Raw genomic sequence first — 532 nt, forward strand, 5'->3', positions numbered from 1 at the left:
GTTCTAGTTGTTTTTTGGCTTCAAGAGGATTTAACAAGAAATAGGTTAAATTGTTTTTCTGACAAAAGGTCTCCACTGGCTTCGAATAGATACCAGTTGATTCAAAAACAATTTTAGGTTCTTCTGGAAGGCTATAAATCTCTTCTAATAATGCTTGAAACCCAAACTTATTGTGAAGAATTTCCCCTTCTGAAAGACATGTTTGGCCGTCATATAAGACTTTGTAACTTTTCCCCATAGAAATATCTAAAGCAATAATTAATTCCAATGTTTTTCCTCTCTCTTTCTTCTTTATCATTTTGAAAGATCTTCACTTATTCATTTCGATTCCAATTTCCTATACACGAGCTCCTTGGCCCCAACATACTTAAAGCTGATTCAAAAATGAAAGTGAAGAAGCTCCGTTTATCATTCGGATTCGAGATCCCTGAGGCTGGTCGAGCTTTCTTTCACTTCTCACTATAACTTAAAAAGAAAAATAGTGGGCAAAGTCATCCGTCGATGACCTTACCCACTAATCTTAGTATGTTTT

Annotated in this window: 1 protein-coding gene; it reads right to left on the reverse strand. The window is 35.2% G+C overall.

Features of this window, described 5'->3' with window-relative positions:
* Positions 1 to 268, reverse strand: a 268-nt coding sequence (locus tag ACTQ5K_RS25545) for an IS110 family transposase (protein ID WP_441994456.1), incomplete at its 3' end; no start/stop codon positions are given.
* Between the last annotated feature and the right edge of the window lie 264 nt (positions 269 to 532).

The organism is Niallia sp. Sow4_A1 (genome assembly GCF_052116745.1).
Classification (GTDB): domain Bacteria; phylum Bacillota; class Bacilli; order Bacillales; family Cytobacillaceae; genus Niallia; species Niallia hominis.